Annotated in this window: 20 protein-coding genes; 10 read left to right on the top strand and 10 right to left on the bottom strand. The window is 72.5% G+C overall.

The genetic code is table 11. The features are described from left to right. Window positions 1-147 precede the first annotated feature (147 nt). Together OG242_RS03875 and OG242_RS03870 are read left to right on the top strand one after the other, a co-directional pair. A complete protein-coding gene (locus OG242_RS03875; protein ID WP_405896802.1) occupies window positions 148-1,509 on the top strand; it encodes a hemolysin family protein in 1,362 nt (453 codons plus the stop codon). Continuing rightward, on the top strand, window positions 1,506-2,603 hold the full coding sequence (locus OG242_RS03870) for a hemolysin family protein (protein ID WP_405896801.1): 1,098 nt from the start codon (window positions 1,506-1,508) through the stop codon (window positions 2,601-2,603). Before OG242_RS03875 ends, OG242_RS03870 begins: the two co-directional genes overlap by 4 nt. Window positions 2,604-2,654: 51 nt before the next feature. Here the strand turns inward: OG242_RS03870 and OG242_RS03865 are convergent, their stop codons facing one another. Beyond that, window positions 2,655-4,559, bottom strand: coding sequence for an AAA family ATPase (locus OG242_RS03865; protein ID WP_405896800.1), 1,905 nt, complete (start codon window positions 4,557-4,559; stop codon window positions 2,655-2,657). A 395-nt stretch (window positions 4,560-4,954) separates the two neighbouring features. Further along, window positions 4,955-5,536, bottom strand: a complete 582-nt coding sequence (locus OG242_RS03860; RefSeq protein ID WP_405896799.1) for a uridine kinase — start codon at window positions 5,534-5,536, stop codon at window positions 4,955-4,957. A gap of 189 nt (window positions 5,537-5,725) precedes the next feature. On the opposite strand from OG242_RS03860, the gene OG242_RS03855 reads away from it, so the two are divergent. Together OG242_RS03855 and OG242_RS03850 are read left to right on the top strand one after the other, a co-directional pair. Further along, entirely contained in the window at window positions 5,726-7,078 is a 1,353-nt protein-coding gene (locus tag OG242_RS03855; RefSeq protein ID WP_405896798.1) for a peptidase C39 family protein, read from the top strand. Window positions 7,079-7,277: 199 nt separating this feature from the next. After that, the gene (locus OG242_RS03850) at window positions 7,278-8,408 is read left to right on the top strand and encodes a hypothetical protein (protein WP_405896797.1); all 1,131 of its coding nucleotides are present in this window, start codon (window positions 7,278-7,280) and stop codon (window positions 8,406-8,408) included. Window positions 8,409-8,418: 10 nt separating this feature from the next. Here OG242_RS03850 and OG242_RS03845 read toward each other — a convergent pair whose 3' ends face one another. Both OG242_RS03845 and OG242_RS03840 read right to left on the bottom strand, forming a co-directional pair. Then, window positions 8,419-11,910 (bottom strand): CHAT domain-containing protein, encoded by a 3,492-nt coding sequence (locus tag OG242_RS03845; protein ID WP_405896796.1) that lies wholly within the window; start codon window positions 11,908-11,910, stop codon window positions 8,419-8,421. 17 nt (window positions 11,911-11,927) lie between these two features. Further along, window positions 11,928-12,320, bottom strand: coding sequence for a hypothetical protein (locus tag OG242_RS03840; protein ID WP_405896795.1), 393 nt, complete (start codon window positions 12,318-12,320; stop codon window positions 11,928-11,930). Between the two features lie 379 nt (window positions 12,321-12,699). On the opposite strand from OG242_RS03840, the gene OG242_RS03835 reads away from it, so the two are divergent. Beyond that, on the top strand, window positions 12,700-12,849 hold the full coding sequence (locus OG242_RS03835) for an SCO1431 family membrane protein (protein WP_107468448.1): 150 nt from the start codon (window positions 12,700-12,702) through the stop codon (window positions 12,847-12,849). 63 nt (window positions 12,850-12,912) lie between these two features. Here OG242_RS03835 and OG242_RS03830 read toward each other — a convergent pair whose 3' ends face one another. Next, the gene (locus OG242_RS03830; protein WP_405896794.1) at window positions 12,913-14,187 is read right to left on the bottom strand and encodes a glycoside hydrolase family 18 protein; all 1,275 of its coding nucleotides are present in this window, start codon (window positions 14,185-14,187) and stop codon (window positions 12,913-12,915) included. 384 nt (window positions 14,188-14,571) lie between these two features. On the opposite strand from OG242_RS03830, the gene OG242_RS03825 reads away from it, so the two are divergent. Then, the gene (locus OG242_RS03825) at window positions 14,572-15,744 is read left to right on the top strand and encodes an acyl-CoA dehydrogenase family protein (protein ID WP_405896793.1); all 1,173 of its coding nucleotides are present in this window, start codon (window positions 14,572-14,574) and stop codon (window positions 15,742-15,744) included. 398 nt (window positions 15,745-16,142) lie between these two features. Here OG242_RS03825 and OG242_RS03820 read toward each other — a convergent pair whose 3' ends face one another. Then, entirely contained in the window at window positions 16,143-16,538 is a 396-nt protein-coding gene (locus OG242_RS03820; RefSeq protein ID WP_405896792.1) for a hypothetical protein, read from the bottom strand. A gap of 202 nt (window positions 16,539-16,740) precedes the next feature. Here OG242_RS03820 and OG242_RS03815 point away from each other — a divergent pair, with 202 nt between their 5' ends. From OG242_RS03815 to fxsA, 4 genes are all read left to right on the top strand, one after another. Then, window positions 16,741-17,181: an Lrp/AsnC family transcriptional regulator gene (locus OG242_RS03815; protein WP_018103953.1), complete on the top strand. Its 441-nt coding sequence runs from the start codon at window positions 16,741-16,743 to the stop codon at window positions 17,179-17,181. 45 nt (window positions 17,182-17,226) lie between these two features. Continuing rightward, entirely contained in the window at window positions 17,227-18,867 is a 1,641-nt protein-coding gene (locus tag OG242_RS03810) for an amidohydrolase (protein ID WP_405896791.1), read from the top strand. A 527-nt stretch (window positions 18,868-19,394) separates the two neighbouring features. Then, window positions 19,395-20,162 carry a polyprenol monophosphomannose synthase gene (locus OG242_RS03805; RefSeq protein WP_405896790.1) on the top strand — a complete coding sequence of 256 codons (768 nt, stop codon included), beginning with the start codon at window positions 19,395-19,397 and terminating at the stop codon, window positions 20,160-20,162. Window positions 20,163-20,217: 55 nt separating this feature from the next. Continuing rightward, complete coding sequence (gene fxsA / locus OG242_RS03800) at window positions 20,218-20,811, top strand: FxsA family membrane protein (RefSeq protein WP_405896789.1); 594 nt, start codon at window positions 20,218-20,220, stop codon at window positions 20,809-20,811. A gap of 173 nt (window positions 20,812-20,984) precedes the next feature. Here the strand turns inward: fxsA and OG242_RS03795 are convergent, their stop codons facing one another. From OG242_RS03795 to OG242_RS03780, 4 genes are all read right to left on the bottom strand, one after another. After that, on the bottom strand, window positions 20,985-21,359 hold the full coding sequence (locus OG242_RS03795; protein ID WP_003959706.1) for an RNA polymerase-binding protein RbpA: 375 nt from the start codon (window positions 21,357-21,359) through the stop codon (window positions 20,985-20,987). Window positions 21,360-21,633: 274 nt separating this feature from the next. Beyond that, complete coding sequence (locus OG242_RS03790) at window positions 21,634-23,028, bottom strand: MFS transporter (RefSeq protein WP_405896788.1); 1,395 nt, start codon at window positions 23,026-23,028, stop codon at window positions 21,634-21,636. A 51-nt stretch (window positions 23,029-23,079) separates the two neighbouring features. Beyond that, window positions 23,080-23,844 (bottom strand): glycerophosphodiester phosphodiesterase, encoded by a 765-nt coding sequence (locus OG242_RS03785; protein ID WP_405896787.1) that lies wholly within the window; start codon window positions 23,842-23,844, stop codon window positions 23,080-23,082. Beyond that, a complete protein-coding gene (locus tag OG242_RS03780) occupies window positions 23,841-24,503 on the bottom strand; it encodes a YitT family protein (protein WP_405896786.1) in 663 nt (220 codons plus the stop codon). Before OG242_RS03780 ends, OG242_RS03785 begins: the two co-directional genes overlap by 4 nt. Window positions 24,504-24,532 lie beyond the last annotated feature (29 nt).

Here is a 24,532-nt window from a genome sequence, read left to right as displayed (position 1 = left end):
GGGTGGCGGCGCCCCGTGCGCGCCCCGCCCCGCCCGAAGGCCCACGCGGCCGGCGGGGATTTTCCTGCGACCCGAGGAGTGACTCCCTCCAGCAATGGACGGATCGTCCGGTAGTACCTGCGCCGCCCCCTCCGCGGAGGCGGCGGCATGACAACCCCCCTCTTGCTGCTCAGCGCGGCATTCCTTCTCATCCTCGCCAACGGCTTCTTCGTGGCGGCCGAATTCGGTCTCGTCACCGTGGAACGCGCGGACGCCGAGCGTGCCGCCGCCGAGGGCGACCGCCGGGCCCGCTCGGTCACCGACGCCCTGCGCGAGCTCTCCTTCCAGCTCTCCGGCACCCAGCTCGGCATCACCATCACCTCCCTGGTGGTCGGCATGCTCGCCGAGCCGGCGCTCGCCCAGCTGCTGGACGGACCCCTCGCCCTGACCGGCCTGCCCGACGGCGCGATCCCCACCGTCAGCGTGGTGACCGGCATGCTGCTCGCCGCCGCCGTCCAGATGGTCATCGGCGAACTCGTCCCGAAGAACTGGGCGGTCTCCCACCCGCTCACCGTGGCCCGGTTCGTCGCCGGACCGCAGGCCCGCTTCACCCGCCTCTTCCGGCCGGTCATCGGCGCCCTGAACACCGCGGCCAACCGGCTCGTACGCCTCCTCGGCGTCGAGCCCACCGAGGAGCTGGCCTCCGCCCGCACCCCCGGCGAGCTGGTCTCCCTCGCCCGGCACTCCGCCGAGGCGGGCACCCTCGAACAGGACACCGCCGACCTCTTCGTACGGACCCTGTCGCTCGCCGGGCTCACCGCCCAGCACGTCATGACCCCGCGCGTGAAGGTCAGCGCCCTGCAGACCTCCGCCACCGCGGCGGACGTCCTCAACCTCACCCGCGCCACCGGCCTGTCCCGCTTCCCCGTCTACCGGGAGCGCATCGACGAGGTCGTCGGCATGATCCACCTCAAGGACGCCCTGGCCGTCCCGGCCCCCGACCGGCTGCGCACCACGGCCGGCCGGATCGCCGTGCCGCCGCTCCTGGTGCCCGAGACGCTGCCCGTCGAACAGCTGCTCCAGCGGCTGCGCAAGGAGCAGCCGATCGCCGTCGTCGTCGACGAGTACGGCGGCACCGCCGGCGTCGTCACCCTGGAGGACATCATCGAGGAGCTCGTCGGCGAGGTCCGCGACGAGCACGACGCCGAGGGCGCCGACCGCCCCGAGCTGGCCCCCGCCCCGCCCGAGGACGGCCGGCCCGCCTGGGACGCCGAGGGCAGCTGCCGCGTCCTCACCCTGCGCCGCATAGGGCTCGACGTGCCCGACGGCCCGTACGAGACGGTCGCCGGACTCGTCGCCGATCTGCTGGGCCGCATCCCCGCGCCCGGCGACCGGGCCGAACTCCCCGGCTGGCGGATCGCGGTCCGCCAGGTCGGCCACTACCGCGCCGAGCAGGTCCGTTTCGTGCGCGTGGCCGAGCGGGCCGGTGCGCACGCCTCGGAACCGGCCGTCCTGGAGGCCGCGCGATGAGCCTCGTCCAGCTGGTCTTCGCCGCACTCCTCGTCCTGGCCAACGGCTTCTTCGTCGGCGCGGAGTTCTCCCTCGTCTCCGTGCGCCGCAGCCAGGTCGAACCCCTCGCCGCGGCCGGTTCCGGCCGCGCCCGCCAGGTGCTGTACGGCCTGGAGAACCTGCCCCAGATGATGGCGGCGGCCCAGTTCGGCATCACCATCTGCTCCCTGACCCTGGGCGCCGTCGCCGAACCCACCGTCGCCCACCTCCTGGAGCCGGTCTTCGCCGCCGTGCACCTGCCCGAGGGGCTGATCCACCCGCTCGGTTACGTCCTCGCGCTCGTCCTCGTCGTCTTCCTCCACCTCGTCATCGGCGAGATGGTCCCGAAGAACCTGGCGATGGCCGCGCCGGAGAAGACCGCGCTCTGGCTCAGCCCCGGCCTCGTCGGCTTCGCCCGGCTCTGCCGGCCGGTCACCGCGGCGCTCGGCGCCTGCGCCCGGCTCGTGCTCCGCCTCTTCGGCGTCGAACCGAAGGACGAGGTGGAGGCCGTCTTCACCAGCGAGCAGCTCAACCGCCTGGTCGAGGACTCCGGTCAGGCCGGTCTCATCGAACCCGACGCGCAGGAACGCCTGGAGGACGCCCTGGAGCTGGGCAGCCGCCCGGTCACCGACGTCCTGCTGCGCCGGGCTTCGCTGGTGACCGTCGACCCGTCGGTCACCCCGCGCCGGATCGAGGAGCTGACCGTCCGCACGGGCTTCTCGCGCTTCCCGGTCTGCGCCGAGGGCGGCGGCCCGTTCATGGGCTACCTGCACGTCAAGGACGTCCTCGACCTGGAGGACCGCGAGCGTGCGGTGCCCCAGCAGCTGTGGCGCCCGATGGCGACCGTACGGGCCGAACTCCCGCTGGACGACGCCCTGACGGTGATGCGGCGCGCCGCCACGCACCTCGCCCAGGTCGCCGACGCCTCGGGCCGGGTGCTCGGCCTGGTCGCGATGGAGGACGTCCTGGAAACGCTGGTCGGCGAGGTGCGCGACCCGGCGCACCGGGTGGCGGAGCCGCGCCGCACGGAGGAGCGGACGACGGACCCGGACGGCGCGGGCGCCCTGGTCGGCTGAACCGTCTGCGTGAACCGGCCACCGGAACGCTCCGGTGGCCGGCCGCACGGTTCACAGCGCCGGCGGCTCCTGCTGCCCCCGGCCCACCGGTCCGCGCCCCGACAGCACCTCGCCGTACGCCTGCATCAGGTCCGGCAGCCGCAGCGTCGCCAGGTCGTCCCGGGTGGGCACCGTCGTACAGCCGGAGAGCCGCAGATCGCGGTAGGCGCAGCTCTTCTCGTACAGCGTCCGCAGGAAGCGGCCGTTGCCCAGCTCGTCCAGCCAGCCCTGGCCGACGACATGGCCGCTGATCGAGCGCAGCTCCTCCAGCGACTCCTCGTCCCAGACGTCGCCGTTCTCCGCGGCCAGCACCTCGCCGATCGCGGTGAGCTCCAGCGGGCGGTAGCTGGGGAAGTCCACCCGGGTGGTGAAGCGTGAGGAGAGCCCCGGGTTGGTGGACAGCAGCCGGTCCATGCCCTCCGGGTAACCGGCCAGGATGACGACGAGGTGGTCCCGGTTGTCCTCCGCCCGCTTGAGCAGGACCTGAAGGGCCTCGTCGCCGTACGCGTCACCCTTGCTGTACCCGGTGTTGGAGAGGCTGTACGCCTCGTCGACGAAGAGCACCCCGCCGAGTGCCGAGTCGATCAGCTCGTTCGCCTTCACGGCGGTCTGGCCCAGGAACTCGCCCACCAGGTCGGCCCGTTGTGCCTCCACGAGGTGGTCGCCGCCGAGCAGGCCGAGCGCGTAGAAGACCCGGCCCAGGATGCGGGCCACCGTCGTCTTGCCGGTGCCGGACGGCCCGGAGAACACGAAGTGCCGCTTCGGCGGCTGTACGGGGAGCCCCTGGCCCGCCCGCAGCCTCGCCATGTTCAACTGCGCCGACAGGGCCTTCACCTGCCGCTTCACCGGCTCCAGACCGACCATCCGCTCCAGCTCGGCCAGCGCCTCGGCCAGCAGCGCCGGGTCGCTGGGCCCGGCCGGGAAGGGCTGCGCCGGCACCGAGGTCTTCGCCCGTACGCCGCCGGGCAGCGGGGAGACCCCGGTACCGGGCGGGTCGGCAGGCTCATTGCCCGGCGAGAGCTCCCTGCCGTCCGCCTGATCGGTGCCCGGCGATGGCGCGGGCTCCGTCAGGCCCTCCGCGTAGAACCCGTCCGCCTCCACGCCGGTCAGGGACACGGCCGCGAGACCGGACATGTCGTCGGGGCCGTCGAGCCCGTCGTAGTCCGCGATGGCGGCGAGGCGCGCTGAGGTGTCCATGAAGGCGGGGTCGATCCGGTGCACGGCGCGGTACAGCGGCAGGGCGGCGGCACTGCGGCCGGTGCCCTCGTGCGCGCGGGCCAGCCAGTAGCGCAGCTCCTTGCGCTGCGGCTGCTCGCTGCGGCAGCGCATCAGGGCCGTCGCGAGCATCGGCTCGGCCTGCCCGTACATCTCCAGCCGCACCCGCGCCATCCCGCCGAACAGCCCCGCCTCGATGCCGAGCATCGGGTCGTCGATCAGCCGCTCGGTGTGGCGTACGAGCTGCTCCCAGTCCTTGACCAGATAGGAGCGGCAGGCATGCAGGAAGCGGACCTGGGGATCGGTCTCCACCGGTGGCAGCGCGGCCAACGCCCGGTCCAGCTCGGCGACATGGCGGCCGTCCAGCCAGTGCGAGGCGTGCGCGAGGAGCAGGTCGCGCGGGCTCTCCAGGACCGGCTGCACCCACCATCCCAGCCAGTACCACGAGTTGAGCGTGCGCCGGTAGCGGCCGCGCTGTTCGCCGAAGCGGTCGCGGTGGCGGTGCATGTGCAGCAGGGCCGACGCCGTGTCGACGCGCAGGGCGTGCAGCCCCAGCCAGGCGTCCGCCATACCGGGGTCCTGTCGCACGGCGGCCCGGAACTCCTCCTCGGCCTGCGGATAGGCGCCCATCGTGTAGGCGTCCACGCCCCGCAGCCAGGCGAGGTCGGCGGGGGCCTGCGCGCCCTGCGTGCCGAAGTCCATCAGGTCCCCCACAAACGTGCCCCCAGGATGTCCCGCCGCCCGAAGGCCCGCCGAGGCGCGCCGAACCACTGTGCCGAGGACGGGAATTGACCGCACCGAGAGGCATCGTACCTGTGCGGTGCGTATCCGACGAAGGGTGCCGCAGGCCCCGGACGCGTCGTGACCCAGGGTGAGGGCGAGGGGAAGGGAGAGGTGCGGGGAGCACAGGACGAAGCCCCCGATCACGGGGGAACAACCGGGGGCTTCGCGTCTGTGGGGGCTCCGAAAAGCCGCACATTGAGAACGTAAGACCTGTACCGCCCCCGGGTCAAGCGGAGTTGAGGTGGTTGCGAGTCGATTTCCGGCTGCTCAGTACAGAGGTGCGAGTCGGTCACGCCGGGTGACGAAACGGTTCGTCACCGCTCCCGCAGGGGTCCCTTGCGCCACTCGTACCCCTGGGGCAACTGCCGTACCAGAGCGTCCGCCCAGGGACGGGACGGGTCGGCCGAGAAGTGCGCCGTCTCGGCCGCCACCCAGCCGTCCCAGAAGGAGCGCAGTGCGGGGCCGTCGCGCCGCCGGCCGCGCTCCCAGGACTCCTCGGCGCCGAGGTCCATCCACAACAGCCGCGCCAGCAGGGGCCGCAGAGCGCTGCGGCCGGCGCCGACCCCCTCGATGAGGATCACCGGGGCCGGCTCCAGGGCCCTGGCCGGTCCGAAGGCGCGGGCCGTCCAGTCGTACGGCGCGTAGTGCGCGGTCTCGCCGCGCGACAGCGGTCCCGTCACCTGCCCGTGCAGCCGGCCCGTCCAGGCGAACAGCTCCTCGTGCGTCGCGAGGTCGTCCAGGTGCAGTACGGGCGCGTCGCCGAGCGCTGCCGCGAGCCGGCCGGCGAAGGTGCTCTTGCCCGATCCCGCGTGCCCGTCGACGGCGATCAGCCGCACCGGCCCGCAGGACGGCGGGAGGGCGCGCAGCCGGGCGGCGTGGGGAGCGAGGTCGTCCATGCGCCCAGCCTACGAGCCGGGGCGCGTGCTGGGCCGTTCGGCCCAGCCGCAGGTCACGCCAGTGGTAGAGACCAATATTGATTGACCGGCACGGGCCGAAACGCTGGCCGAACCGGGACGCGAACCGCGATAGTTGGCGCACTGTCGTGCACCGCAGCCCCATTCCGCCGACGACCGGGGGTCTCGCCCATGCCCAGTCCCACCACACGCCGGACCGTGCTCGCCGCCGCCATCGCCGCGGCCGCCGGCGCCGGAGCACTGTCGTCCGCCGCCTCCGCGTCCGCCGCCCCCCGCCGCGACAGGCCGGCGCCGCCCTCCGTGGACAACCACGCCTGGACCACGTACACCGACTGGCGCTTCGGCCGGAACGCGGGGACGCGCGCGGTCGCCGGCCGCCGTGCGGGCCTCGCCCTCGCGCACCCGCTGGGCCGTACGGACTACACCGACCCGCACACCGGCACCACCGCCGCGTGGGAGTACGCGACCTGGACCTCGCCGGTCCACCGCTCGTCCGTCCCCGCGACCGAGGTCATCGCCTCCTGGAACGCGGACACCCCGGCCGGCACCTGGATCAGGATCGAACTGCGCGGCCGCTACTCGGACGGCACCGAGACCCCCTGGTACGTGATGGGCTGCTGGGCAGCCGGCGACGGGGACATCCGCCGCACCTCGGTGGACGACCAGAGCGACGGCAAGAGCTCCATCTGGACGGACACCTTCTCGGTGGACGACGCCGCGAGCGGCCTGCGCCTGCTGTCGTACCGCCTCCGGCTGACCCTGTACCGCACCCCGGGCACCCGGCTCACCCCGACGGTGTGGCGCGTGGGCGCGATGGCCTCGGACATCCCGGACCGCTTCACGGTGCCGGCGAGCACCCCGGGCCTGGTCCGCGAACTGGCGGTGCCGCGCTACTCCCAGAACGTCCACGTCGGCCAGTACCCCGAGTACGACAACGGCGGCGAGGCGTGGTGCAGCCCCACCTCCTCCCAGATGATCATCGAGTACTGGGGCCGCAGGCCCTCCGCCGCCGACCTCGCCTGGGTCGAGCCCGGCATACAGGATCCCCAGGTCTGCCACGCCGCCCGCTTCACGTACGACAACCAGTACGAGGGCTGCGGCAACTGGCCCTTCAACGCCGCCTACGCGGCCACGTACCGCGACATGAGCGCCGCCGTCACCCGCCTCGGCTCCCTGAAGGACGTGGAGACCCTGGTCCGCGCGGGCATCCCGGTCATCACCTCGCAGTCCTTCCTCAAGGAGGAGCTGACCGGCGCGGGCTACGGCACCTCCGGCCACCTGATGACGGTCATCGGCTTCACCGCGGACGGCGACGTCATCGCCAACGACCCCGCCTCCCCGGACGACGACGCGGTCCGCCACGTCTACAAGCGCCACGAGTGGGAGACGATCTGGCTGCGCACGAAGCGGTACGACGCGAACGGCAACGTCAAGTCCGGTACGGGCGGTGTCTGTTACGTCTACTGGCCGGCCCACCCGAGCCCGGCACAGCGCTGGGCACTGAGGTCGTTCGGCCTGGTGTGAGGGTGCGGACCGAACGCCCCTGCGGTTCGGTCCGGCCTGTCAATTCCCTTATCAGCGCGGTAAGTTGGACTCTCGGGCTCCACATGCGCGGACCCCCGCGGAAGAGCGGGCTGATGGAAATGTTCAACGGGACAGCCGTCGCCGGGGAGCCGCGCCTGGAACAACGCATGGTGGTTCGGGATCTACCTCGGAGGGCCGTATGTCTTTCCTCGGGCGCGGGAACAACGACGGACTCGGTTCCGCCGTGCGCTTCAAGCACACCGAGAAGAGCGACAGAGCCACCTACCACGTCCACACCGGGCCGGGCCGGCAGGCCGCGCTGGACTTTCTCCGCAGCACGCCCGTGCGGGACGAACTCGTCTACGTCATCGTGGAGACGCCGGAGGGGAACTTCGGCCGGGACCTCATCTATCTGTTCCGTGAGGCCGACGGCGCGACGATCGAGCTGGCGGAGCGCCCCCGGAGCCAGAGCCCCACACCGTCGAGCACGCGGTGCGCCTGGTGCGGCTGCGTGGTCGTGCCCAGTGTGATTCCGCTGAACGACGAGATGAAGGGCACGGTCACGTCGTACAGCACATATGCCGAACTCGCCGGGCTGGTGAAGACCGGGGGCGGGTTCCGCTGCGACCCCTGTGCGCTGCTCCAGTGCGCCGTGTGCAGCGGGCTGGCGAGCGTCCGGGGGAGCGCCCGTGCGCCGGCGTGCCTGGCCTGTGGCGGAAAGGTGTCGACCCGGATGGAGGTGGGCACCGTCGGGCGGTCGCACCTGGGGAAGGCGGCCGGGCCCGATGCCGAGAACATGGTCACGTTGCCGTACGACCCCCTGGGGGACGAACTGTGGGGCATGGCACCGCTGCGCGTTCCGTGGAGCATCGACGTCCCGGGCCTTCTGAGCCGGAAGAGCCTGCCGTACCTCTGGCCGGACGACAGCGACTACCTGAGCTACATCGGCAGCGGGGAGCGGGCCCAGGGCCTTCTGCGCGCCAGCTGGATCAACGTCTTCCTCCACCATCCCAACCCCGATGTGGTCCTCCAGTGCCTGCGCAGCGCACCGCCGGACAACATGCTGAACTTCGCCTCGCTCGCCGACCTGCTGGCGCGTCCCACGGCCGCGTCCCACGTCAAGGAGGAGGCCGCGCGGGTCTTCTGGCGGCTGGGCGACGGCCCGGCCGGATACACGCTCAACGTCCTGCTGTCGCGGGGCCTGATCCCGTCCGGCTACGAAACCGACGCGGTGCACCGGGCACTGGGACTTCTGCGGGCGGCGTGTCCGCGGGAGCGCGCCGGCTGGTTCGAGACGCACCTGACCGGGCCCGACGAGGACGAGGAGTGAGGGCGGCGGCTCAGACCCCGATGTGGACGTAGGAGGCCCAGAAGAACGGCCCCGGGGCCGCGCCGTCGGCATCCGAAGCGCCGATTCCGTCGCGAGCACGGCGGACGGAGTGGTGCAGGGCGTACGCGGCACCGCCCAGGGCGAAGCCGCCGCCGGCGCTGCGGAGCCGGGTGTAGAAGTCGTCGGCGACCCGCACGGAGAGCTGGTCGTCGATCTCCCAGAGCGTGCTGATGACGTGCGAGTAGCCGGCGAGCTGGAACGCGGACGCGAGATGGATCGACTCGTCGAGGAGCCGCACCGGCCCGGTCGCCGCCGTGCTGCACGCCGACAGGTAGGCGAGCCGCGCACCGTCGAGCGCCACCGGCGTGACGCTCGCGGCGGTCAGCGGTGCGCTCGCGTGGTCCTGGAGCAGCAGCCGGCTGTGCGAGGGCCGGACGGGATCGCTGGCGCCGTGGCAGGAGAAGTGCGCGATCGGGTGGCCGGGCAGGCGCTCCAGTACGGAACGCCTGGTCGGCGCCTCGATGCCGCCCAGGCCGGCGTCCTGGGCGGCGAGCAGTGTGAGGCGGGGGAAGTGCCGGCGCACCACCCCGACCTCCTCCGCCACGAACGGCAGGCGGCCCAGACCGGGAAGTCCCGGCGTGGTCGGCATCGCCACCGCCAGGACATGAGGCTCCGGCGCGGATCCGGTGGCGGCGGCGGTACGGGCGGATTGCCGGGTGTGGATGAGCGCCCGCAGCGACGGGGTGTAGGAGGAGACCACCCGGTCGATGACCGTTCGCGGACACTGCTCCGCACGGGCCGTGCGGTGGTGGCCCGCTGCGTGGACGGGCAGCAGGCTCAGCAGGCCGCATGGGACCCACCAGACCCGGTCCCATGCGGCCGGTTCCCCTTCGGCGGCGGATTCCGGGGGCCGGCCCCGGTATCCGAGGGCGGCCAGCACGGGACCCGCCGCGGCGTCCCACAGCCATTCCAGTACGGATAGCATCCGGGCCTCGCCCCGCTGCTCCTCGGCCGGGTTCCCCATCAGGACCGACTGACGGGCCGAGAGGAACGCGGAAACGCGCTCGCCGAGTTCCTCCTCGCCGAGGCCCGGCAGCGGCAGCGCGGTGACGCCGGTCCGGGTGAGCAACAGGGCGTGGCTGCCGTAGGCGCTGACGTTGAGGACCACCACCGGCCCGGCCTCCGCGGCGTCGAGCAGTTCCTCGGGACGCGGCGGCAGACCGAAGGAACCGAAGCCGTCCAGCGATCTGATCCGGGCCAGCGTCGCGGCGAACTCGGCGGCGAGTCGAGGCCTTTCGCGGGGACCGCCGACGGCCGGAGCGGCCGGATCCGCACTGGACGCCACGGCCCCTGAGGAGAACTCGGACTCCGTGAACCGGTCCAGCTGTTCCCGTAGTCCGGCGAAGCGCGCGGCCAGGTCCGGATCGCTGCGGCGGAGCGCGGACAGATCGTCGCGGCCGTCGAGCGTCTGGCTGATGAGCACGCCGCGCCCGGCCTCCAGCAGACTGAGCGCCCGGCCCGGGCGGTCGGCCCCGGGAATCCGGTCGTCGGCCAGGACGAGCGACGCCGCTTCGAGGGCCAGTCCGGCCAGACCACCCAGCGCGTGCTCCTGGTCACTGCGGACCAGCCGCCGGGGACTCGCCTCCGGCAGCAGCCGCACCGCCTCCACGAGCAGATCCGTCGCGCCGGGCAGATCGCCGGAGGCCACCAGGTCGGCCGCGGCCAGCCGGGCCGCGCCCAGGCGCTGCCGGACCGGCGCCGCCTTCACGGCCGTGGCCTCGACACGAGCCGCCGTGGCGGCTCTCCGGTCGTCCGGGATGCCCGTGTGCGTGTAGCGGGCCCGCAGCACACCGGCGAGATTGACGAGGAACCTGGCCCGCTCGGGATGCGTACCGGAGATCAGCGCGACGCTCCTGCGGCCCGCCGCGACGGCCTCGTCCAGGTCCTCCCCGCCCCCGGTCCGTTCGTACCGCAGCCCCAGGGCGTAAGCCAGATTCGAGCAGTACCGGGCCAGATCCTCGTCCTGGAAGTGGGCCGCGGCCACGGCGCCGCGGGTCACCTCGATGCCCTCGTCGAGATCCTCCAGCCGGCCGCCGCGCTCGAACCTCGCCATCAGGGCGTTCCCGAGGTTGGACAGGCACATCGCCCGGTCGGCCCGGTGGACGCCGGTCGCCACGGCCTCACGCCCGCAGGCGATCGCCTCGTCGACGTCGCCGGGGCCGTCGCTGCGCCGGGACCGTTCCCAGAGCAGCAGTCCCAGCGCGTTGAGCGCCCTGGCCCGGCCTCGGCGGTCGATGGACGGCATGCCCAGCACCGCGCGCTGGACCTGGACCGCCTCGTTCAGGTCCCCGAGGGACCCGGTCTGCCGGTAGCGCTGGTACAGCAGGGTGGACAGCACGCCGGAGTAGACCTCCCGCTGTCGCGGATCCTCGTTCGCGGGGCCCAGGGCAGCACGGCAGAGCGCGACGGCTTCGTCCAGATCGGCGACCGCGCCGGTCCACCGGTTTCTGCGCTCAAGGGCCGATACGAGGATCCCGTCGCGGCCGGCCGCCGATGCGGGCCGGGAGCCGTCAGCCGTGCGGCTCCCGGCCGTCCGCGCGAGGCGCACGGCCTCGTCCAGAGGGGCGGTGTCCCCCGAGAGCCGGCCCTGGAGCGACAGTCCGTGGACGAGCTGGGCCAGATACGTATCCCGGACCGGCCGGCCCTCGGGCGTCATGCCGAGTGCCTCGCGGCTGCTCGCCAGGGCCTCGTCCAGGCCCTCCGCCGATCCGGTCAGCTCGCAGTGGTCGACGAGGGCCCGGGAGAGGCCGTGCAGGCACTGGGCCTGGAAACTCCCCTCACGGGGGCGGGCACGGGCGGCGCGCCGGGCCAGGACCACGGCCTCTTCCAGGGCCTCGGCGCGCCCGGTGGCCTCGACGAGCCGGCCCAGGCTCCGCGCCAGCTGGTGGAGCGCGGTTTTGCGGGCGGTGCCCGGACGGCTCAGCGCGACCGCCGACCGTTCGAGGGCGATCGACTCCTCCAGGTCCTCGACCGATCCGAGGAAGCCGAACCGCTCGCCGAGCGCGGCGCCGAGGCTCTCCAGCGCTCTGCGGCCGTCCGAGATCTGCGCGGGCGGCAGGGACACCGCGATCCGGGCGAGGCGGACCGCATCGTCCAGGTCGTCCTTCCGCTCGGACACCTTGAACCGCTCCAGGAACACGGCCCCGAGCGCCGCGAGGCAGCGGACGTTCGTCCGGGCCAGGGACACGGCCTCCTGTCCGGCGGCGATGGCACGGTCCAGGTCCGCCGGCTCCCGGGTTTCGTTGAACCGCAGAAGCGTCACGGCGAGGAGGTCGTGGAGATGCGGCACCCGGCCCGCGTCGTCCGGGGAGAGCGCCGTGACGGCCGCGCGGAAGGAGGAGACCGCCTCGTTCAGTTCCGCGAGGGACCGGGTGTGCTCGAACCGGTCCCAGGCGGCCGTGGCCGCCCGACCGTGGGAATCCGCTGCTCCGGGGGAATGCACCGAAGACACCCCTCACCTCAGGGCAGTCGGATCCGCTGGGGGTCCGCGGTGATCCGGTCGAGCATCCGGTTCAGTTCGGCCGGTTCGATACCGGCCGGGACTTCTAGCCGGGCCCCGGAGGCGAACTCGATCACGATGCGCTGTCCCTCCCGGGCCGAGACGCGGCTCAGGATCCCGCTCACCAGCGCGGTCAGGGCGGAACTCACGGCCGCGACGGTCGCCACCAGGACCGCCGGGTCGGTCGTGCGGAACCTCGACCGGGGCTGCCGCAACGCCACCGACACGCCGTCGCCCCAGGTGGCCCCACGGCTCAGTTCCGTGTGCACGTCCTCCGGCGCCCGGGAGTCCGACGCGATGACCACGCGCCACTCCGGCGACTCCAGCACCATCTCGCGGACCCCTCTCGGCATGCGGTCAATGCGGCCTGTGCAGTGGTGAGTTGGGGGTCGAGTATGACACAGCGGCAGTGTCGTGAGGTCACCGGTCGTGTCGGAGCCACCCCGGAGAGTCCCTTCGCCGGTGCGGCGCGGACCGCCGCCCCGCACCGGGCGCCGCGGGGTGGGCCGCTCTGTGGTGTCGGGCACAGCCGGAGCCCGTCCCCGCACGCCCCCGGCCGCCCCGCGCCCGCCTGGTGCCGGGCTCCGGCGGCTGTAGGCGTCCCGCCGGTCCCGGCGGGCGGTCCGGGGGGGTGACGAGCGTCTCTACCCAGCTGCGCCCCGGGCTGGCACGGTGGTCGGGTCCCGGCCGGGTGCTGGGTACACCTTCTGCCGGCCGACCGAACGAGATGCCATGAGCGCGACTGCCGCCACCCTCACCGCCGCCCGCCGCCGAGCCCGCACCGGTGGCCCCGACGACGGACCCAAGCTGCTGGAGCACGTGATGGGCTGGACCCTCGTGGTCGTGGTCGCCATGCTCGTCACCCAGCTCGGCCTGCTCTAGTACGTACGCCGGGGGCGGGGGCCCGACCGGCTCCCCGCCCCCGGCGTTCACCGCGCTACCGGCTCAGTCGATCGCCTTGATCAGCTCGCCGTCGGTGGTGTCACCGCTCAGCTCCCAGAAGAAGGTGCCGCCCAGGCCCTGCTGGTCCTTGTACGCCATCTTGGTGCCGATGGTGGCGGGGGTGTCGTAGCTCCACCAGTCGGTGCCGCAGTGCGCGTACGCCGTGCCCGCGACGGTGCCCGTGGTGGGGCAGGTGTTCTGGAGGACCTTGTAGTCCTCGATGCCCGCCTCGTACGTGCCGGGGGCCGCGCCGGTCGCCGTACCGCCCGGCTCGTCCTGCGTGACACCCGTCCAGCCGCGCCCGTAGAAGCCGATGCCGAGCAGCAGCTTCGAGGCCGGGACGCCCTGCGCCTTCAGCTTGTCGATGGCCGCCTCGCTGTTGAAGCCCTCCTTGGGGATGCCCTCGTAGGAGGTGAGCGGCGAGTGCGGGGCGGTCGGGCCCTTCGCGTCCCAGGCACCGAAGAAGTCGTACGTCATCGGGTTGTACCAGTCGACGTACTTCGCCGCGCCGCCGTAGTCGACGGCGTCCAGCTTGCCGCCGTCGGAGCCGTCCGCGCTGATCGCCGAGGTGACCAGGTTGTCGCCGCCGAACTTCGTACGCAGCGCCGAGAGCAGGTTGCCGTAGGCGTCCCGGCCGCTGGTGTCACAGGTCAGGCCGCAGGCGTTGGGGTACTCCCAGTCGATGTCGATGCCGTCGAACACATCGGCCCACCGCGGGTCCTCGACCAGGTCGTAGCAGGAATCGGCGAACGCGGCCGGGTTCTTCGCGGCCTCACCGAAGCCGCCGGACCAGGTCCAGCCGCCGAACGACCAGATGACCTTCAGGTCCGGGTGCAGCTTCTTCAGCTTGCGCAGCTGGTTGAAGTTGCCGCGCAGCTCCTGGTCCCAGGTGTCGGCGACGCCGTCGACGGACTGGTCGGCGGTGTACGCCTTCTCGTAGTCGGCGTACGAGTCGCCGATGGTGCACTTGCCGCCCTGGACGTTGCCGAAGGCGTAGTTGATGTGCGTGAGCTTGACGGCCGAGCCGGAGGTCTCGATGTTCTTGACGTGGTAATCGCGCTGGTAGACACCCCAGTTGGTGAAGTATCCGACCACCTTGTCACCGGCCGCTGTGGGGGCGGCGGGTGCTGATGCCGGTGCGGCGGTCCGGGGCGCGGCGGGGGCCGCGCCGGCGGAGCCGGTGCCGGCGACGCCGAGCAGGGCCGCGCCCAGGGCGGCGGTACACGCGGCAGCGGCGACAGCCCGGAGACGGGCTCCCGGGCGATGCGGTCCGGTCATGGTTGCTCCTCGTGGGGGAGGGGACGTGCCAGTGGACGACCGGCTTCCGGCGCTCGTACAGAGTTGGCATGAACGCGGAAAGCCGGTTCGCCGGGAACCGTAGGTGGACTAGACCAGTTGGGTCAATGGTTCGGACCAATATCGATGATCGCTGTGCCCCGCGAAGTCCGTCGATCCGTATGTCCGGTCAACCGGTGACGGATACCGTCCGATCGGGCATACTCGACCCGCCACAGCCGCCTGCCTGCGCCTCTCGTAATCCGGGAGGGCAACATCGGCTGGGCAGCAGTGATTTCGGGCATCGCCCGGAGATCCCCCCGGCGGCGCCGCTCACACCCCGCGCGCGCGACCGCCGCAACGCCCGACAGGGAGGAGAGCGCCGTCATGTCCGACCGTGCCCCGCAGTGGGTCGAACGCCGACTGCCCACCGAGGAGTCCAACCAGCTCATCGACCTCGTGCGCGACATCGTCCAGCGGGAGATCGCGCCGCGGGCCGCCGAGGAGGAGGAAGCCGGCCGCTTCCCCCGCGAGGTCTTCACCCTGCTCTCCGAGTCCGGTCTGCTCGGACTGCCCTACGACTCCGAACACGGCGGCGGCGACCAGCCGTACGAGGTCTACCTCCAGGTCCTCGAAGAGCTCAGCGCCGCCCGGCTCACCGTCGGCCTCGGCGTCAGCGTCCACTCCCTCGCCTGCCACGCGCTCGCCGGCTACGGAACCAAGGACCAGCGGACCGAACACCTCCCGGCGATGCTCTCCGGCGGCCTGCTCGGCGCCTACTGCCTCTCCGAGCCCGCCTCCGGCTCCGACGCCGCCTCGCTGCGCACCAAGGCCGTACGGGACGGCGACGACTGGGTCGTCACCGGCACCAAGGCGTGGATCACGCACGGCGGCATCGCCGACTTCTACACCGTGCTGGCCCGCACCGGCGTCGAGGGCGCCCGCGGCATCACCGCCTTCCTCGTCCCCGGCGACGCCGCCGGGCTGAGCGCGGCCGTCCCCGAGAAGAAGATGGGCATGAAGGGCTCGCCCACCGCCCAGCTGCACTTCGACGGCGTGCGCGTCCCCGACGCCCGCCGCATCGGCGACGAGGGCCAGGGCTTCGCCATCGCCCTGTCCGCCCTCGACTCCGGCCGGCTCGGCATCGCCGCCTGCGCCATCGGCGTGGCCCAGGCCGCGCTGAACGAGGCCCTCGGCTACGCCACCGGCCGCAAGCAGTTCGGCCGCCCCATCGCGGACTTCCAGGGGCTGCGCTTCATGCTCGCCGACATGGCCACCCGGATCGAGGCCGGCCGTGCGCTCTACCTGGAGGCCGCCCGGCTGAGGGACGCCGGCCGCCCCTTCTCACGCCAGGCCGCCATGGCCAAGCTCTTCTGCACGGACGCCGCGATGCAGGTGACCATCGACGCCGTCCAGGTGCTCGGCGGCTACGGCTACACGCAGGACTTCCCCGTCGAACGCCTCATGCGCGAGGCCAAGGTGCTCCAGATCGTCGAGGGCACCAACCAGATTCAGCGGATGGTCATCGCCCGCCACCTCGCGGGCCCTGAGTCCCGCTGACCCGCAGCGGGCGCTCCGACCACACGGGTGTCGTCATGATCCGGTTCCAGTCCTGGTCATGGCGGCCCGGCAGGGTCCGGCCGGTGCTCTCCCAGTGCCGCAGCAGCGCACGGTAGATCGGCGGATCCGTCGAGTGGGGCACCGCGCGCGGAACCGAGCGCGGCGGTTCGGACTGCGAAGCCGGTACGGAGCCGGGCTGCGGAACCGATTCTTCGGGGGCCGGAGCGGCGAGACGGCGGCGACCGGGGCCGGCCGTGGGGTGCAGCAGGGTCATACCGGGCCAACGCCAAGCGGCGCAGCGGGGTCACTGGCTGTTCGATTCGGGCGAATGTTCACCCGGTTCTCCCCGGCTGCCGGGCCGCTCTCGCACCCCGGCCGCACGTTCGGGAAGAGGAGCCTCAGGCGGCCTCGCGCCGGACCTGGCGGGGCACCCGGATCGGGCGGGAGCCCGCCCCGCCGGCGTGCGAGAACGGCTGCGTCCGCCAGTCGAGCCCCTGTGGAAGCGTCAGCAGCAGGGCGGTCTCCTGCTCCTGCGCACCGTCCGCCTCCGCGGGCCGGTCCCCGGCGGCACGCCCCGTGCCGGGGCACACGGTGAGCACGAACGGATTCCACGGGGACGGGCACAGAGCGTGCTCCGGGAGCACGTCCTCGTCCGCGAGGAGCGCGATGGGCTGCGCGCAGTCCGGGCAGACCACCCGGTGCATCTCGAAGATGTCGTACACGTCGGGAGCGGCGTCGTCGAACGGATCAACAGGCTCCGGTTCGGTGCGCGCGGTGAGCTTCAGGCTTGGCATGGGAAATCCCCCCTCGGATGGGCCGACAGAACGCTGTGGCCTCGGCCACAGCAAGCACTTCCCGCCGCCGATCGGCCGTAACCGTTCCGTGTCCCACTACTGGCGCGTAAACCTGTGGCGTTGGTCACATGCCCGCCGCAGGTGCCGTCCCAAGGGCTGGGCAGCTGTGCCGGGAACGACTCATGGCCATAGATTGATCCATATGGAGGAGCTGGACCGTCACATCGTGGAGTTGCTCGTCAAGGACGGGCGGATGAGCTACACCGACCTGGGCAAGGCCACCGGCCTGTCCACCTCGGCGGTTCATCAGCGCGTCCGCAGGCTGGAGCAGCGCGGGGTGATCCGGGGCTATGCCGCGGTCGTCGACCCCGAGGCGGTCGGCCTGCCGCTGACCGCGTTCATCTCGGTCAAGCCCTTCGACCCGAGCGCCCCGGACGACATCGCCGAACGCCTCGCCGGAGTCCCCGAGCTGGAGGCGTGCCACAGCGTCGCCGGCGACGAGAACTACATCCTCAAGGTGCGCGTGGCCACCCCCCTGGAGCTGGAGAACCTGCTCACCCGCATCCGCTCCCTCGCCGGCGTCTCCACCCGCACCACGGTCGTCCTGTCGACCCCGTACGAGGCACGCCCGCCGCAGATCTAGGGGGTGCGCACGGGGGAGGGCCCGGCAGGCGGGAGACTGGTCCCCATGACCGAGAGCACCGCCCCCCAGAGCGAACACCGCACCGTGCTGCTGCGCGGTGGAGAAGTCCACAGCCCCGCCGACCCCTTCGCCACCGCCATGGTGGTCGAACGCGGCCATGTCGCCTGGGTGGGCTCCGAAGGGGCCGCCGACGCCTTCGCGAGCGGCGTCGACGAGGTGATCGACCTCGAAGGGGCCCTGGTCACCCCCGCGTTCACCGACGCCCACGTCCACACCTCGTCGACCGGCCTGGCCCTCACCGGACTCGACCTTTCCCGCGCCCGCACCCTGGGCGACGCCCTCGCCCTCGTCCGCGCCCACGTCTGCGCGCACCCCGCCGGCCGGGTCGTCCTCGGCCACGGCTGGGACGCCACCCGCTGGCCCGAGCAACGCCCGCCCTCGCGCGCCGAACTCGACGAGGCGGCGGCCGGCCGGCCCGTCTACCTGCCCCGGATCGACGTGCACTCGGCGGCCGTCACCACCGCCCTGCTCGACCTCGTCCCCGGTGTCACCGCGATGGCCGGCTACCACCCCGAGGGCCCGCTGACCGGCGCCGCCCACCACGCGGTGCGCGCGGCCGCCCACGACGCCGTGCCGCCCGCCCAGCGCGCCGAGGCCCAGCGGGCCGCCCTGCGCCACGCCGCGTCCCTGGGTATCGGCACGGTCCACGAGTGCGGCGGGCCCGACATCTCCGACGAGGAGGACTTCACCGGGCTCCTGAAGCTCGCCGCCGAGCAGCCCGGCCCCCGGGTCTTCGGCTACTGGGCCCAGCAGGTGACCGACGAGAAGGACGCCCGGCGCGTCCGCGAACTCGGCGCGGTGGGCGCGGCCGGCGACCTCTTCGTGGACGGTTCGCTCGGCTCGCACACCGCCTGCCTGCACGAGCCGTACGCCGACGCCCCGCACTCCGGCACCGCCCACCTGGACGCCGGGCAGATCGCGGCCCACGTAGCCGCCTGCACCGAGGCGGGCCTCCAGGCGGGCTTCCACGCCATCGGCGACGCGGCCCTCACGGCGGTCGTCGACGGCATCAGGGCCGCGGCCGAGAAGGTGGGCCTCACCCGGGTGCGCGCCGCCCGGCACCGCGTCGAGCACGCGGAGATGCTCACCCCCGAGACCGTCGCCGCCTTCGCGGAGCTGGGCCTCACCGCCTCCGTCCAGCCCGCCTTCGACGCCGCGTGGGGCGGCGAGGAGGGCATGTACGCCCAGCGCCTCGGTGCCGCACGGGCCGCCACCCTCAACCCGTACGCGGCGCTCCTGCGGGCCGGTGTGCCCCTCGCCTTCGGCTCCGACAGCCCGGTGACCCCGCTGGACCCGTGGGGGACCGTACGGGCCGCCGCCTTCCACCGGACGCCCGAGCACCGCGTCTCCGTCCGGGCGGGCTTCACCGCGCACACCCGGGGCGGCTGGCGGGCCGTGGGCCGGGACGACGCGGGGACCCTGGTGCCCGGTGCCCCGGCGGACTACGCGGTCTGGCGGACCGACGAGCTGGTGGTCCAGGCTCCGGACGACCGGGTCGCGCGCTGGTCGACCGATCCCCGGTCCGGGACGCCGGGACTGCCGGACCTCAGCCCCGGCGTCGACCTCCCGGTGTGTCTGCGCACGGTCGTCCTCGGACAAACTGTCTACGTAAGGCCGAACGAGTGACGTGCGGATGTGCCGCTCCGCCGATCGGAGGCGGTCCGGCTCTTCCGCCACCTGGGGATCTTCGGGACTGACCAGGCAATTTCGGTAATCGATGCAGGTCAGGCAACTATTGACAGAATGCGGCCATCGGCCGGTAGGTTCGGCCGAGTCCACCACAGGACGTCCGACCGGTGAAGCCTCCACGCAGTCGTCGAACGCCGCTGGGTCACGGGGTGGTGTGCCGCACCGGCGCACCACCACTGACAGCCAGGTTCAGCGCCCGCGCCTCGGGGGCGAGGGAAGGTTTCAGCCGGACGGAGGGTGCGACCCGGGTGGGGCCCGGACGTTCAGTAGACAACGGCTCTAGGTCGACCCGCAGCCAGCGGGTCCCAGGTCGGCCCGAAGGACACCGGGCCCCGATCCGCACTTCTGTCCCTGATTCCGCTCTTCTGTCCGCCGCGGCTCCCGCGCCACCCCCACCGGGTCGGCATTCCGCGCCGCCGCGCTCGATATGGTGTGCATCTGCGTACGGACGTGAGGGGCAGTAAGTGAACGACGGCGGTCAGCGGCAATTCGGCCCGCTCGGCAGTGTCTTGGTGATCATCCCGACCTTCGACGAGGCCGAGAACATCAAGCCGATCGTGAGCCGGGTGCGTGCCGCCGTCCCGGAGGCCCACATCCTGGTCGCCGACGACAACAGCCCCGACGGCACGGGCAAGCTCGCCGACGAGCTGGCCGCCGTCGACGACCACGTCCACGTGCTGCACCGCAAGGGCAAGGAGGGGCTCGGCGCGGCCTACCTCGCCGGCTTCCGCTGGGGCATGGAGCACGAGTACGGCGTCCTCGTCGAGATGGACGCCGACGGCTCGCACCAGCCCGAGGAGCTGCCCCGGCTGCTCACCGCGCTCAAGGGCGCGGACCTGGTCCTCGGTTCCCGCTGGGTGCCCGGCGGCCGGGTGGTGAACTGGCCCAAGTCCCGTGAGTTCATCTCGCGCGGCGGCAGCACGTACTCCCGGCTCATGCTCGGACTGCGCACCCGGGACGTCACCGGCGGCTACCGGGCCTTCCGCACCGAGACCCTCAAGGGCATCGGCCTGGACGAGGTCGCCTCGCAGGGCTACTGCTTCCAGGTCGACCTGGCCCGCCGCGCGGTCGAGGCCGGCTTCCACGTGGTCGAGGTGCCGATCACCTTCGTGGACCGCGAGGCCGGCGACTCCAAGATGAGCAAGGACATCCTGGTCGAGGCGTTGTGGCGGGTGACCGCCTGGGGCGTCACCAGCCGGACGAACAAGGTGCTCGGCCGCCGTACGACCTGAGCCGGCCACTCACCCTTTTACGGCGTACGGACGCGTGGCCAGGCACACTGGGGGCATGACGACCGGTACACCGCCCCCGACCGCCCGCAGGCGCTCGCGCGCCCGGACCTTCGTACCCCTCGCCGTCGCCGCCTGGGCGGTGCTGGAGATCTGGCTGCTGATCCTGGTGGCGGACACCGCGGGCGGGCTGACCGTCCTGATCCTGTTGGCCGCCGGGATCGTCCTCGGCGCCGCGGTGATCAAGCGGGCCGGCCGCCGTGCGTTCCGCAACCTCACGGAGACGCTTCAGCGGATGCCGGGGCAGCCGGGCGCGGACGGCTCCACGCCTGCGGCTCCGGAGAGCAGCCGGGGCAACGGCTTCCTGATGCTCGGCGGACTGCTGATCATGATCCCCGGCCTGATCTCGGACGTGGCCGGGCTCCTGCTCCTGGTGCCGCCGGTGCGTAAGGCACTCAGCGGGTACGCGGAGCGCTCGCTGGACCGGCGCATGCGCGCGGCCGCCGCCCCCGGCGGCTTCTCGGACGCCTTCCAGCAGGCCCGTATGCACCGCCCCGACGGCAAGGTGGTCCAGGGCGAGGTCATCCGCGACGAGCCGCCCCGCGGCAACCCCGGCCCGAACGACGGGCCGCGCCCACCGCTGACGCCGTGACCTTCCAAGCCCGTCCGGCTCTTCCGCGGTCCCGTCCAGCCACATCAAGCCCGTCCGGCGATTGAGGACATCTTTGGCCTCGGCCGGACGGGCCGCCACGACACGACAAAGCCGCGGGCCCGGCACGCATACGTACCGAAACCCGCGGCTTGTCGCGGAACCGTGCTAGCCGGTCAAGCAGACTTCCTGCTGTCTCGGGGGTGCACAGCGATATTCATCGCCCCGGAGCGCAGGACCGCCAGCCGCTCGGCCAGCACTTCCTCCAGCTCCTCGCGCGTACGCCGCTCCATGAGCATGTCCCAGTGCGTACGCGCAGGCTTGCCCTTCTTCTCCTCGGGGCCGTCCCCGTCCACCAGGAGTGCCTGGGCGCCACACGCCTTGCACTCCCACTCCGGCGGAATTTCCGCCTCTACCGAGAAGGGCATCTCGAATCGATGTCCGTTCTGGCATGCGTACTCCACCGCCTGGCGCGGGGCCAGATCGATGCCGCGGTCCGTCTCGTAGCTGGTAACCACGAGTCGCGTGCCGCGGAGAGCTCGCTCACTCATGAATCGTGCCTCCCGGGCTTGTCGCCCACAGGACAGGTGTCGCTGTCGTCGTCAATCGGTCAACGTCCGGTCGGCGGCAAAGATTCCCGTTGCCGGTCATGCGTCGCCCGTCGAACCGCTGATTTTCAGGTTTCCCAGGGTTCAAGTACCCGCCCATACCCGGTTTGTCACCTTTGACGGAAGTTGTCACCCAACGGTTCGTGAAGTTCCACTCACCGTAACGGTCACCCGGGGCAGGCCAAAGGCGTACACTACCGGCCTTTTACTTCAACGTCTAAATCCGCTCGGGTACGGGGTTTCCCGCCGCCGCCACCGCTCGCCTGACCGGGACCCGGGCGAGCAGCACCGAACCGACGACGAAGAAGACCACCAGCGAGATGATCGCGTCACGGTAGCTGCCGGTCAGCTGGTACGCGAGACCGAACACCAGGGGCCCCAGCCAGCTCAGCCCCCGGTCGCTCATCTCGTACGCCGAGAAGTACTCGGTCTCCTTCCCGAGCGGCACCAGGTGCGAGAACAGCGAACGCGACAGCGCCTGGCTGCCGCCGAGCACCAGCCCGATCGCCGCCGCGAGCACGTAGAAGAAGACGGGCGACCCGGCCGGCAGGAAGTATCCGGCGACCAGGATCAGCGTCCATACGGCCAGGGAGCCCAGGATCGTGTGCTTCGCGCCGTACACCCTGGCCATCCGGCCCATCGCCAGCGCCCCGGCGACCGCCAGCACCTGCACCAGCAGCACCGCCGTGATCAGCGTCGACTGGCCGAGGCCGAGCTCCTCGGAGCCGTACACCGATGCCTGCGAGATCACGGTCTGCACGCCGTCGTTGTAGACGAGGTACGCGAGCAGGAAGGACAGGGTCAGCGGATGGCGCCGCATGTCGGCCAGCGTGGCCCGCAGCTGCCGCCACCCCGAGCCCACCGCCCCCCGGCCGGCCGGACCCGCCGGGGCCCCGCCCCTCGCCACCGCGCGGTCGCGCAGCCGGAGCAACGGAATGACCGTGAAGACGCCCCACCACAGGCCCGCCGACGCCAGGCAGATCCGTACCGCCTGGGACTCCGAGAGCCCGAAGGAGTCGTGGCCCGAGTAGAGGATCAGATTGAGGACGAGGACCAGCGCCCCGGACGTGTAACCGAACGCCCAGCCCCGCGAGGAGACGTCGTCGCGCTCCTCGGGCTCGGCGATCTGCGGCAGGTACGCGTTGTAGAGCATCATCGCCACCGCCGTCGCCGCGTTCGCCACGATGAGCAGGAAGGCGCCGAGCAGATAGCGCTGACCGTCCAGGAAGAACATCGCCGTCGTCGCGGCCGCCCCGGTGTACGCGGCCGCCGCGAGGAGCGGTTTCTTGCGCCCCGTACGGTCGGCCGCCGCGCCCACGACGGGCATCAGGACGATCGCCAGGACAAGTGAGGCGGAGACCGAGTACGCGAACAGCGACCCGGCGCGGACCGGGATGCCGAGCGGGTGGACGAAGCCGTCGGGGTCCGCCGCGGCCTTCGCGACCGAGGTCAGGTAGGGGCCGAGGAAGACCGTGATGACACTCGTCGAGTAGACGGAGCACGCGAAGTCGTAGAAGTACCAGCCGCGCTGCTCCCTGCGCCGTTCGGCCGGGCCGTCCGGACAGCTCGTGCCGTCGGCCGGCTCGGCGGTGTCTGCGGTCTCGGCCGTCATGCTGCCCCCTGGAGGTCTCCCCGTGAGGACGCCGCCCGGCCGGCGTCGCGGTCAGACCCAGGCCCCCCGCTCGCTCAGCACCGTGCGCAGCGTCTCGATGTGATCGGTCATGATGCCATCCACACCGAGGTCCAGGAGAGCGGCCATCCGCTCCGGTTCGTTCACCGTCCACACGTGCACCTGGAGCCCCCGCGCGTGGGCCTCGCGCACGAAGCGCCGGTCGACGATCCGCACGCCGTTCTGGCTCTCCGGCACCTGCGCGCACACCGCCCCGGCCCGCAGCGCCGCCGGGATGCCGTACGAGCGCAGCCGCAGCCCGAGGATGCCGCGCACCCCGTACGAGGTGGCCAGGCGCGGGCCGGCCAGCCGGTGCGCCCTGGCCACCCGCGCCTCGGAGAACGAACCGACGCACACCCGGTCCCAGGCGTCCGTCGCGCGGATCAGCTCCACCAGCGGCTCCAGGGCGGCCTCCGCCTTGATGTCCACGTTCCACCGGGCCTCCGGGAACGCCTCCAGCAGCTCCTCGAACAGCGGCAGCGGTTCGCGCCCGGCGACCCGGGCCCGGCGTATCCCGCTCCACGGCAGCTCCGCGAGGCGGCCCCGGGCGTCCGTCACCCGGTCGAGGGTGGCGTCGTGGAAGGCCACCAGCCGGCCGTCCGCCGACGCGTGCACATCGGTTTCGAAGTAGCGGTACCCGGCGTCGGCGGCGCGGCGGAAGGCGGCCGCCGTGTTCTCGATGCCGTCCGCCGCGCCGCCCCGGTGGGCGAACGCGAGCGGAGCGGGGTGGTCCAGATAGGGGTGGCGTTGGGAAGTCACCGCCGCAGTATGGACCGCCGGGGCGAGGGAGCCTCCCCCGAGGTGCCCTCGTCCTCCGGGATCGCGAAGACGCGCAGGAAGACCTGGGCGAGCGGCCCGATGGCCACCGCGTACAGGACCGTGCCGACGCCGAGCGAACCGCCGAGCACGAACCCGGTGACCACGACCGCGATCTCGATCGCCGTGCGCACCAGCCTGATCGACCTGCCGGTCCGCCGGTGCAGCCCGGTCATCAGGCCGTCGCGGGGGCCGGGGCCGAACCGGGCGCTGATGTAGAGGCCCGTCGCCACGCCGTTGAGGACGATCCCGGCGACCATCACACCGGCCCGCGCCACCAGGCCGTGCACCTCCGGGACCAGGGCGAGCGTGCCGTCCATCGCGATGCCCACGGCGAACACGTTCGAGACCGTGCCCAGGCCCGGCCGCTGCCGCAGCGGGATCCACAGCAGCAGGACGATCGCGCCGATGATGATCGAGACCACGCCGATGCTGATCCCGGTCCGCTCCGCGAGCCCCTGGTGCAGCACGCCCCACGGCTCCAGACCGAGGCCGGCCACGACCAGCAGGGCCGAGCTCGCCCCGTACAGCGCGAGACCCGCGTACAGCTGGACAAGCCGTCGGGTGAGGTGCGCCCGCTGCGGGACGAGGGTCTTGGACAAGGGGTACCCCCTGAAGTGGTGGTGTTGGA

This window comes from Streptomyces sp. NBC_00727 (assembly GCF_045161745.1).
GTDB lineage: Bacteria > Actinomycetota > Actinomycetes > Streptomycetales > Streptomycetaceae > Streptomyces.
Note: the sequence above shows the minus strand (reverse complement) of the source record. Positions and strands in the feature narration are given on the sequence as shown.

Bases quoted from the DNA above. Each gene is read 5' to 3' on its own strand.
- OG242_RS03825 (WP_405896793.1), top strand. From the start codon at position 14,572: ATGTCCGACCGTGCCCCGCAGTGGGTCGAACGCCGACTGCCCACCGAG.
- OG242_RS03835 (WP_107468448.1), top strand. From the start codon at position 12,700: ATGAGCGCGACTGCCGCCACCCTCACCGCCGCCCGCCGCCGAGCCCGC.
- OG242_RS03795 (WP_003959706.1), bottom strand. From the start codon at position 21,359: ATGAGTGAGCGAGCTCTCCGCGGCACGCGACTCGTGGTTACCAGCTAC.
- OG242_RS03875 (WP_405896802.1), top strand. From the start codon at position 148: ATGACAACCCCCCTCTTGCTGCTCAGCGCGGCATTCCTTCTCATCCTC.
- OG242_RS03810 (WP_405896791.1), top strand. From the start codon at position 17,227: ATGACCGAGAGCACCGCCCCCCAGAGCGAACACCGCACCGTGCTGCTG.
- OG242_RS03860 (WP_405896799.1), bottom strand. From the start codon at position 5,536: ATGGACGACCTCGCTCCCCACGCCGCCCGGCTGCGCGCCCTCCCGCCG.
- OG242_RS03790 (WP_405896788.1), bottom strand. From the start codon at position 23,028: ATGACGGCCGAGACCGCAGACACCGCCGAGCCGGCCGACGGCACGAGC.
- OG242_RS03855 (WP_405896798.1), top strand. From the start codon at position 5,726: ATGCCCAGTCCCACCACACGCCGGACCGTGCTCGCCGCCGCCATCGCC.
- OG242_RS03820 (WP_405896792.1), bottom strand. From the start codon at position 16,538: ATGCCAAGCCTGAAGCTCACCGCGCGCACCGAACCGGAGCCTGTTGAT.
- OG242_RS03830 (WP_405896794.1), bottom strand. From the start codon at position 14,187: ATGACCGGACCGCATCGCCCGGGAGCCCGTCTCCGGGCTGTCGCCGCT.
- fxsA (WP_405896789.1), top strand. From the start codon at position 20,218: ATGACGACCGGTACACCGCCCCCGACCGCCCGCAGGCGCTCGCGCGCC.
- OG242_RS03865 (WP_405896800.1), bottom strand. From the start codon at position 4,559: ATGGACTTCGGCACGCAGGGCGCGCAGGCCCCCGCCGACCTCGCCTGG.
- OG242_RS03850 (WP_405896797.1), top strand. From the start codon at position 7,278: ATGTCTTTCCTCGGGCGCGGGAACAACGACGGACTCGGTTCCGCCGTG.
- OG242_RS03815 (WP_018103953.1), top strand. From the start codon at position 16,741: ATGGAGGAGCTGGACCGTCACATCGTGGAGTTGCTCGTCAAGGACGGG.
- OG242_RS03840 (WP_405896795.1), bottom strand. From the start codon at position 12,320: ATGCCGAGAGGGGTCCGCGAGATGGTGCTGGAGTCGCCGGAGTGGCGC.
- OG242_RS03870 (WP_405896801.1), top strand. From the start codon at position 1,506: ATGAGCCTCGTCCAGCTGGTCTTCGCCGCACTCCTCGTCCTGGCCAAC.